Source organism: Streptococcus suis (assembly GCF_029616525.1).
GTDB lineage: Bacteria > Bacillota > Bacilli > Lactobacillales > Streptococcaceae > Streptococcus > Streptococcus suis_AF.
This window is the reverse complement of record NZ_JANFME010000037.1, coordinates 1-9,391: the sequence shown is the minus strand read 5'-3', so window position 1 is coordinate 9,391 and position 9,391 is coordinate 1. Positions and strand designations below refer to the sequence as shown.

Annotated in this window: 11 protein-coding genes and 1 pseudogene; all 12 read left to right on the top strand. The window is 41.8% G+C overall.

The window, feature by feature from the left end; all coding sequences use genetic code 11:
• Nucleotides 1–323 precede the first annotated feature (323 nt).
• Nucleotides 324–1,187, top strand: coding sequence for a DNA glycosylase AlkZ-like family protein (locus tag NOL38_RS10170; protein WP_277942068.1), 864 nt, complete (start codon nt 324–326; stop codon nt 1,185–1,187).
• A 113-nt stretch (nt 1,188–1,300) separates the two neighbouring features.
• Entirely contained in the window at nt 1,301–2,128 is an 828-nt protein-coding gene (locus tag NOL38_RS10165) for an alpha/beta hydrolase (RefSeq protein WP_024408890.1), read from the top strand.
• Nucleotides 2,129–2,158: 30 nt separating this feature from the next.
• A complete protein-coding gene (locus tag NOL38_RS10160) occupies nt 2,159–2,905 on the top strand; it encodes an esterase family protein (RefSeq protein WP_002935029.1) in 747 nt (248 codons plus the stop codon).
• A gap of 17 nt (nt 2,906–2,922) precedes the next feature.
• On the top strand, nt 2,923–4,089 hold the full coding sequence (locus NOL38_RS10155) for an ATP-grasp domain-containing protein (protein WP_277942067.1): 1,167 nt from the start codon (nt 2,923–2,925) through the stop codon (nt 4,087–4,089).
• A gap of 138 nt (nt 4,090–4,227) precedes the next feature.
• Nucleotides 4,228–4,368 carry a hypothetical protein gene (locus tag NOL38_RS10150; RefSeq protein ID WP_002943286.1) on the top strand — a complete coding sequence of 47 codons (141 nt, stop codon included), beginning with the start codon at nt 4,228–4,230 and terminating at the stop codon, nt 4,366–4,368.
• A gap of 12 nt (nt 4,369–4,380) precedes the next feature.
• Nucleotides 4,381–4,770, top strand: a complete 390-nt coding sequence (locus NOL38_RS10145) for a NisI/SpaI family lantibiotic immunity lipoprotein (RefSeq protein ID WP_277942066.1) — start codon at nt 4,381–4,383, stop codon at nt 4,768–4,770.
• A gap of 8 nt (nt 4,771–4,778) precedes the next feature.
• Nucleotides 4,779–5,531, top strand: coding sequence for an ABC transporter ATP-binding protein (locus tag NOL38_RS10140; RefSeq protein ID WP_148115760.1), 753 nt, complete (start codon nt 4,779–4,781; stop codon nt 5,529–5,531).
• Nucleotides 5,532–7,502 (top strand): ABC transporter permease, encoded by a 1,971-nt coding sequence (locus NOL38_RS10135; RefSeq protein ID WP_277942065.1) that lies wholly within the window; start codon nt 5,532–5,534, stop codon nt 7,500–7,502. It begins immediately after the preceding gene.
• A gap of 91 nt (nt 7,503–7,593) precedes the next feature.
• Nucleotides 7,594–7,833, top strand: a complete 240-nt coding sequence (gene relB / locus NOL38_RS10130; RefSeq protein WP_015646833.1) for a type II toxin-antitoxin system RelB family antitoxin — start codon at nt 7,594–7,596, stop codon at nt 7,831–7,833.
• Nucleotides 7,823–8,089: a type II toxin-antitoxin system RelE family toxin gene (locus NOL38_RS10125; protein WP_044683307.1), complete on the top strand. Its 267-nt coding sequence runs from the start codon at nt 7,823–7,825 to the stop codon at nt 8,087–8,089. Before relB ends, NOL38_RS10125 begins: the two co-directional genes overlap by 11 nt.
• Nucleotides 8,090–8,127: 38 nt before the next feature.
• Complete coding sequence (locus tag NOL38_RS10120; protein WP_181728881.1) at nt 8,128–8,796, top strand: DNA-binding response regulator; 669 nt, start codon at nt 8,128–8,130, stop codon at nt 8,794–8,796.
• Nucleotides 8,793–9,302: pseudogene (locus tag NOL38_RS10115) on the top strand (ATP-binding protein); the annotation flags it as partial. The gene NOL38_RS10120 and the pseudogene NOL38_RS10115, both read left to right, overlap by 4 nt.
• Nucleotides 9,303–9,391 lie beyond the last annotated feature (89 nt).

Here is a 9,391-nt window from a genome sequence, read left to right as displayed (position 1 = left end):
CGGGTTTTCGGTCTGTACTGAAATCAAGGTATTATTGGGAATCCCAGCTTAAATCATAGATACCGTAAGGGATTTTATTCTTTATTTAAAACTTTGCAACAGAACCATATTTAGACTATCATCAGACACCTTCGGGTGTCTTTTGTGTTATACTGGGATTAGAAAAGTGGAGGAGAAATACGATGCACCACGATACTTGAAAGGGAATTATTCTGCAGAAACAAGGTCTGTTAAAACCCCAGTCTGTTCAACAAATCTGCCAAAATCTCAATGGTTTGCAGGCTCAGTTTCAGCCCTATGTTCATGTCGGATTTCGTAACCGTATGACATCGGAGGATTTTCATGAGGGTAGCTGGCAGGAGGAAACGACTCGTCAGTGGTCCATTCGGCGAACGGTTCACGCCTATCTCAAGTCGGAAATTCCTCTCTATATCCACGAGGGGCGGCTGGCCAGCACCGATTACCTCAAGACAGAAGGACGGGACGGTTTTAGTCCTCAGACCAAGCAGAAATATCACCAGCTGATTTTAGAAGCCCTTGAACAAGGTCCCATGACCCGTGAGGATCTCAAGGTCCTTTGCCGTGGGGAAAAGATGACCCAGGAAGAGGAGAAACTGGTCTTTAATGCCTGGGGCGGTCTCTTTCGCTACATGGTCGAGCGTGGAGAAGTCTATCAAGAATATGGTGCCAAGCGTTTTCATCGTCTGAAAGACTTTCAGCCACTTTCTCGGGAAAAAGCAGAGCTGGAAATCGCTCGACGGTATTTTGCAGGTTTTGGGCCAGTCAGTTTAGCGGATGCTCGTTATTATTTCAAGGAAAATAAATCTACGGTCCTAAAATGGATGGAGCAATTAGATTTAAAAACCGTTGAGGTAGCAGGAGAAGAACGCTTTTATCTGGGAGAATTAGAAGAAGCAGAACTCCCTGACTGCCTCTTCGTTGCAGGATTTGACCAACTTTTACTAGGCTATGAAAAGAAAGCTAATCCCTTTTTTAATCCTAAATACATCCGTAATATCTATACTTTGACGGGTATTGTCAAACCTGTTGTATTTTATAAAGGGCGATTTGTGGCAACCTGGAAACGAGATAAAGGTACCATTTTGCTAGATATTTTTGAAGACATCACACAACAAGAAGAAAAAGAATTGGAGCATTACCGCCAAATGTATGAGAAAATTCTGTGACATTGACTAACTATGTTCGGAAAATCCGAAAATTGCAAATAAATAACTAAATTTTCTGAATATTCCAGAAAAACTATGATATAATACTTAAAATACGTAAGGAAGAGATAGATATGAATAAGTCTTACTTTTATTTGGACATGAGAACTCATGAATTAGATGTACCATTTACAGGAAGAAAACGTCGAGTCCGTGTTTTATTGCCGAAAGGATATGCTGAAAATACAGAAGAGACCTATCCCGTTGTTTATTTCCACGATGGGCAAAATGTACTCTACAGTAAGGAAGCTTTTTCAGGTCATTCATGGAAAGTCATCCCAACTATTAAGCGTAATCCAGACATTGCAAAAATGATCGTAGTGGCTATTGATAACGATGGTGCTGATCGCATGCATGAATACGCTGCTTGGAAGTTTAGTGAGATGGGGATTCCTGGGGTGCAGTTCGGTGGTAAGGGAACCTTGTATGCTGAATTTGTCATGGATGTCGTCAAACCATTTATTGATCAAGAATACCGGACAAAATCTGATAAAGTTCACACTGCAATGATTGGCTCATCCTTGGGAGGCAATATCACCCAGTTTATGGGATTGGCTTATCAGAACCAGATTGGCTGTCTAGGAGTATTTTCATCTGCCAACTGGCTTCATCAAGATGCTTTCGACCGTTATATTGAACGTCAACAATTAGACTCAGAGCAACGAGTCTACATCTACGTTGGGACAGAAGAAGCAGATGATACAGATAAAACATTGATGGCAGGTAATATCAAGCAGGCCTATATCAATTCTTCATTGACTTACTATCGTCAATTGATCGCTGGCGGAGTGGATTTGGACAATATCGCCTTGGAAGTCGTTTCAGGTGCGGTCCATAATGAAGAGGCTTGGGCGCTCTATTTGCCAGCTTGCCTACGATTCCTAAGCGAACATTGGTCATAAAACAAAAATATACAAATAGGAGGCTTTACTATGCACGTTGAATTTTTAAGTCATTGGTCTGGAAATCTTGGCCGAGAAATGAATCTAAATCGTTATGGTCACGCAGGGATTCCTGTTGTCGTATTTGCTTCATCAGGTGGTTCGTACAATGAATATGCTGATTTTGGTATGATTGAAGCTTGTCGTGGCTCTATCGAGGCCGGTCAGGTCCAATTTTTTACTCTAACTAGCTACGATAGTGAAAGCTGGTTGGCAGACTGGAAATCCATTCATGATAAGGCAGAGGCTCACCGCGCCTACGAGCGGTATGTGATTGAAGAAGCGATTCCATTTATCAAACATAAAACTGGCTGGTTCGATGGTATGATGACAACTGGTTGCTCAATGGGGGCCTACCACGCGCTCAATTTCTTCCTGCAACATCCAGATGTTTTTACGAAAGTTATCGCCCTTTCAGGTGTCTATGATGCTCGATTCTTCAACAACAACCATGATTATGGTCATGATGATGCGGTCTATCAAAACTCACCGTCTGATTACATCTGGAACCAGAATGATGGTTGGTTCATTGACAAATACCGCCAGGCTGATATTATCGTATGCACAGGTTTAGGGGATTGGGAGCAAGATGGTTTAGACTCTTTCTACAATCTTAAACGCGCATTTGAAGAGAAGAATATCCCGGCTTGGTTCGATACTTGGGGAACAGATGTGGCCCACGACTGGGTGTGGTGGAGAAAGCAAATGCCATTCTTCCTTCATTCTATCGGACTTTAAGTTAGAAAGGACTACCTATGAATTATCTCGTTATTTCACCTTTTTATCCAGAAAATTTTCAACCGTTCACCATTGAATTGGCTAAAAAAGAAGGCGTTACGGTTCTAGGTATCGGGCAAGAACCTTACGATCAATTGCCTGAAGAACTTCGTAATGCCTTAACAGAATACTTCCGTGTTGAGAATCTTGAAAACTTGGATGAAGTTAAGCGTGCAGCAGCCTTCTTAATCTACAAACATGGACCAATTGACCGTGTAGAATCCCACAATGAACATTGGCTTGAAAACGATGCAGCCCTCCGTGAACAATTCAACATTTTTGGTGCCAAGCCTAAACACCTGAAAAAGACCAAATTTAAGTCTGAAATGAAAAAATATTTCAAAAAAGCAGGTGTTCCAGTCGTTCCAGGTGTGGTTGTTAAATCGGAACGTGATTTTGGCAGAGCTTTGAAGAATGTTGGTTTTCCAATGATTGCTAAACCTGACAATGGTGTTGGAGCATCAGGTACCTTCAAAATCGAAAATAAAGAAGATTTTGATCGGTTTGTGGAGACATGGGATGGAGCAACTATTTATTTCCTCGAAAAATTTGTCAATTCAAGTATTATCACAACATATGACGGATTGGTCGATCGTGAAGGAAATGTTGTTTTTGAAACAGGTTTGACCTACGTTCATACACCGTTTGAACTCATGCAAAGCAAAAAAGATAATGCCTACTATATTGAAAAAGAATTAGATCCTAAATTAGTTAAATACGGACGTGCTATCATCAAAGCTTTTGGTATGAGAGAGCGTTTTTTCCATATTGAATTTTTCAAGGATGGGGACGACTACATTGCCATTGAATACAACAACCGCATGGCAGGCGGTTTCACAGTTGAAGCCTATAACTACGCCCATTCCATTGATCTTTTCCGTGATTATGCCAATGTCGCAACAGGTGGTACAGTTGAGGAACGTAGATTTGAACCACAATACTGCTTGGTCGCAACTCGCCGAGATACAACTGATTACGTTCATTCGGCAGATGACATTCATCAGAAATTCGCTGGTAAGATTAAGACCGTTAAACGCATGCCCGACGCCTTTGCAGAATTGCAAGGCAACGATGCCTACCTTCTAGTGACTGAAAGCAAGGAAGAGTTGGATGAAATGATTGCCTACATTGGTCTAACAAAATAAAACTAACTGTAAGACGCCAGAAATGGTGTCTTTTTTCTTTCCTTACAAAGCTGTAAGTTTTTTAATCAGAACTGTAAGAGAGTACAGGAGGAATATTTTCTATAATAGACTCATAAGAAATAGAAAGAAGGAAATCATATGTCATTCAAATTTTTACAAGCCAAGAAAATGGAAGAAGTGGTATTCTCAGAAAAAGAAAAGGCTGAACTCTTGGAACAGGCAGAATTCTTAGAGGAGTTATCTCATAATTTGCAAAGTATGCGATTTATGGCATACTAGAGGGAGGAAACTATGAAAAAGAAAGTATTTGGCTTGCTGGCTTTGGGCAGTATAATGCTAACCGCTTGCTCTTCCTCTTCAGCAGGTCTTAGCTTTGATGAGGGCTATCAAACTTTCCATTACAAGGGAAAAGACTATGCCGTTAGCAAACAGGAAGTTGCCGAAGATAGTATTCAAGGAACAGAAGTTCAGTTTATGGAATGGCCTGTTGTCAAAGAAGAAGGGGCAGTGAAAAAGACAGTATCCTTGAATACTATTTATGTAACAACTAACAAGGAATGGGCCATCGGTGTCCAGGATGGTTATTACAAGGTAGATTTAGAAGATAATATTGCTGAGTCAGACCGAATCGACTATCAAGCATTACTTGATGCAGTTGATTTATCCAAAGAAATCAATTAGGAGTTTATATGTTATTAGAAATCAATCATTTAGAAAAAGTTTACCGCACGCGCTTTTCAAAAGAGGAAACTCGTGCCTTGCAAGATGTGGATTTTAAGGTAGAAGAGGGCGAGTTTATTGCCATTATGGGCGAAAGTGGCTCTGGTAAAACAACCTTACTCAACATTCTTGCAACCCTGGACAAGCCAACTCGTGGCTCTGTTCTCTTGAACAATCAAGATATTACCAAAATCAAGGAAAGCAAGCTGGCCGATTTCCGTTTGCGTAATCTGGGCTTTGTCTTCCAAGATTTTAATCTCTTGGACACCCTGTCTATCCAAGACAATATCTTTTTACCTCTGGTATTGGCACGTACCAGCCATGAGGAAATGGAAAAACGTTTGAAAGTCCTGGCGCCAAAACTGCGGATTCAAGATTTGCTGAAAAAACGTCCCTTTGAACTATCTGGTGGACAAAAGCAGCGCGTGGCCATTGCTCGTAGTTTGATTACCCAGCCACAAATTGTCCTAGCAGACGAACCGACGGCTGCCCTAGATTATCGCAATTCAGAAGATTTGCTGAATTTGTTTGAAGACATCAACCTAGATGGACAAACCATTCTCATGGTGACCCACTCGGCCAACGCAGCCAGCCATGCCAAACGTGTCTTGTTTATCAAAGATGGTCGGATTTTCCACCAATTGTACAAGGCAGGTAAAAGCAATCAAGACTTTGCCAAGGAAATTTCGCTCAATATGTCTGCACTTTTAGGGGGTGAGTAGATGTTTTACCTCAAACTTGCTGGGCAAAATATCCGAAAATCCATGGGTGTTTTTGCTCCATTCGTTTTAGCCAGTCTTGTGCTATTTACTCTGATTTGTTCCATGTTCTTACTCATGCTAAGTCCAGTTATGGAGACCATGGGCTCTGGTGCCGTTTCTATCGGTCTTGGTGTTGTTGTTCTGACCATTTTCTCGGTCATTATGGAGATTTATAGTTTTAATTTCCTGATGAAACAACGGGCGAGGGAATTTGGTCTCTATAACATGCTGGGGATGAACAAGAAAAAAGTAGCCTTGATAGCCAGCCTAGAATTGATGATGATATTCTTACTGGTTGTGGTTCTTGGTTCTGTCTTAGCTGGTGTGTTTGCAAATGTTCTCTACTTGATTTTTGTCAATCTAACAAATTATAGTGATTTGCATTTTGGAATAGCCCCTTTGGCCTTTGTCATGACCGCCTTTCTCTTTGCTGGTATCTTCTTTCTCTTGGAATTGCTAGCCATTCGGACCATTGGTAAGACCAGTCCGCTGATTTTGTTCCGAGCTAGTGAGAAAGGGGAGAAGGAGCCAAAAGGCAATGTTCTTCTAGCTGCTCTTGGTGTAGTGGGACTGGGTATTGGATACTACCTATCACTTTCATCTAAAGCAGAAGGTGTAGCTCTTATCTTTCGGTTCTTTATCGCTGTGCTCTTTGTTATTGCGGGGACCTATCTGTTCTACATCAGCTTTATGACTTGGTATTTGAAGGCTCGTCGAAAAAACAAGCGGTATTTCTATACGCCAGAGCATTTCATTACGACTTCGCAGATGATTTTTCGGATGAAGCAGCACGCAAAGGGTTTGGCTAATATTACGCTACTTGCGGTCATGGCCTTTGTGACCATTGCAACAACGACTTCACTTTATACTGGCATGTCAAGCATGACAAGTGGTCTTTATCCAAAGGAAACATCTATTACCTACAAAGTTGCGGATAGAAGTCAGGGTGAAAGTGCCTATCAGCAATCGGTGCTCAGCCATTTTCCAGAAAAAGCGGAAGATAGTCTGTCCTACCTGACCTACCAAGCTGGTCTGGTCTATGATGGTGGGAAAGAGATTGTCATTAGTCCAGAGACTATTGCCAATCCAAACTTTAGCAAGATGGCCTTTACCTACTTCATCACCCAAGATGATTTCAGGAAGTTGGGCAATGACCTGCCAGAGCTGGCTGCCAATCAAGTTGCCTTTATGCGTCCGAGTGAAAAACCATTGCTGAAGAAGCTTGTTTTGGGCGATCATACCTTTGAGAATGTAGCCAATCTTGACCAGGCTATTTTCCCAGACATCACCAATACGCTAAATGCCGCCGTTATGGTAGTCAGTGATGACACTGTATTGAATACTGTTCGTGAGTATTATGAGTCCAATAATCCGCAAGGCTATCAGGTTAGCCTGGACTACCGTGTCTTTACCGACTTGACTGATGAAGAGGTTACTTCAATTGGTGAGCAAACTGGGGACTCTTATAATATCAACGATGCAAACGGAGAATTCCTAGGATATGCTATGCAAAAATCCGATTTCAACAATTTACTGATGGGCTTTAGAGGCGGTTTCCTCTTTACAGGTTTCTTGCTGGGAATTAGTTTCCTACTGGGTGCAGCCTTGATTATCTACTACAAGCAGTACTCGGAAGGGCATGAAGACAAGAAATCCTACAAGATTCTACAAGAAGTGGGCATGAGTGCAACAGCAGTCAAAAAGACCATTAACTCGCAAACACTTACGGTCTTCTTTATGCCTTTGGTCATGGCAACTGTGCATTTTGTAGTATCCTTGGTCATGCTGAAGCAAATGCTACTGACCCTTGGGGTTACCTCATCTCTTATGATTTACACGGTCAGTGGAATTACTTTGCTTGCAGTTGCCTTGATTTACTTTGTCATTTACAAGTGGACCAGTCGCACCTATTACCGCATTATTGAACGGTAGCAGAAGTCTCGCCTTGTGCGAGACTTCTTGCATTTTCAGGGAAATGGTGTTACAATGGTAATACCAAAGGAATACTAGAAGAGGTGAGAAAATGGCAGCTATTACATTAAAAGTTTCTGAGCAAGACAAGCTCTTTATGCAGGCTATGGCAAAGTTTGAAGGTGTCAGTTTGTCAGAACTCATTCGGACTAAAACCCTTGAAGCACTTGAAGATGAGTACGATGCCCGCGTGGCAGACATTGCTTGGGCAGAATACCAAGAAGACTTGGCGAATGGAATTGAGCCGATAACATTAGAACAAATGGCTGAGGAGTTGGGCATTGAGTTATAAGGTTATTTTGTCTGCTAAGGCTCAAAAACAAATTCGAAAGATGGATAAAACTGCTGCAAGTTTGATTTTGCGGTATCTTTACAAGCATATTGACGGGTGCGACAACCCCAGACAATACGGAAAAGCCTTGATAGCAAATCGTTCTGGGCAATGGCGGTACCGTATCGGAAATTACAGGGTGATCGTCAGTATTGAAGATGATAAATTGATTGTAACTGCCCTTGAAGTCGGGCATCGAAAAGAAGTATATAAATAAAAAGCCAAGACCAGTGTCCTGGCTTTTACAGAATGAAGATGATGAAAAAAGAGAAGATTTATATTGTTGAAGATGATGAGATGATTGTCCAACTCTTGAAGCAGCATTTGGGCAAATCTTATCAGGTAGAAAGTGTGCAGAATTTCCGAGCTGTCAGTCAGGAAGTGGCGGAAATCAAACCAGACTTGGTGCTGATGGACATTAGCCTGCCCTATTACAACGGTTTTTATTGGACAACGGAAATCCGTAAAACCATGACCATGCCCATTATCTTTATCTCTTCTAGCGATGATGAGATGAATGCGGTCATGGCTATGAATATGGGTGGGGATGATTTTGTGTCCAAGCCATTTTCACTAGGAATTTTGGATGCCAAAATCGGTGCCTTTCTGCGTCGGGTTAATCAATTCAGCAAAACAACCGATTTGTCAATTGACCAGTTTCAACTTAGTTTAGACGGACGATTTACAAACAAATCGGAACAGGTTCAACTTTCACCTACGGAAACCAAGATTTTGTCCGCCTTGCTAGAAAGACAAGGACAGATTGTCAGCAAGGATGAACTCTTGGAAAAACTATGGGAAAATGAAGAATTTATCGACCAGAATACGCTCAATGTCAACATGACCAGATTGCGTAAGAAGGTGAGTGAAGTCGGTTTTGACCGTATTCATACTGTTCGTGGCGTGGGGTACTTGGTCAAATGATAGCAAAATTTATCCGAGAATATAGGAGCTTTTATTTCTCCTACATTGTTCTGGCTACTAGTTTTATCTTGCTTTTCTTTCTCTATCAACTGCCCACCGAATTCCTGCAAAACGCTCTGCTATTGTCCCTAACCCTTATCATCCTACTGACAGTAGGCCTGTTCTGGAAGTTTCGCAACCGCATGAGAGCCTTGGAAGACTATGTCCATGAAGAAGCTCTGCCCCTGCTGAATAAGCCTGTGGACCTTGCCTATCTCAACTTGATTGAAGCGGAGAAGGAGGCGACGCGGGAGCAGCTTTTGGTCTATAAGTCACGAGAAGAAGACCTGCAAGCTATGGTCAAAATGTGGTCCCACCAGATGAAAGTGCCTCTGGCTGCCCTGTCTTTGATGAGCCAGACTGACAATCTCAATCAGCAGGATGTCGATCATCAGCTCTTGCGCTTGGATAATTACATGGCCAATCTGCTCAACTACCTCAAACTGACCGGTTCTGTTGCAAAGTTTTAAATCTACTATCAAATAAGGTAGAATAATAGAAAAAGATAGCAGGAGGAATGACGATGAATCATTTTAAAGGAAAGCAATTTCAGCAG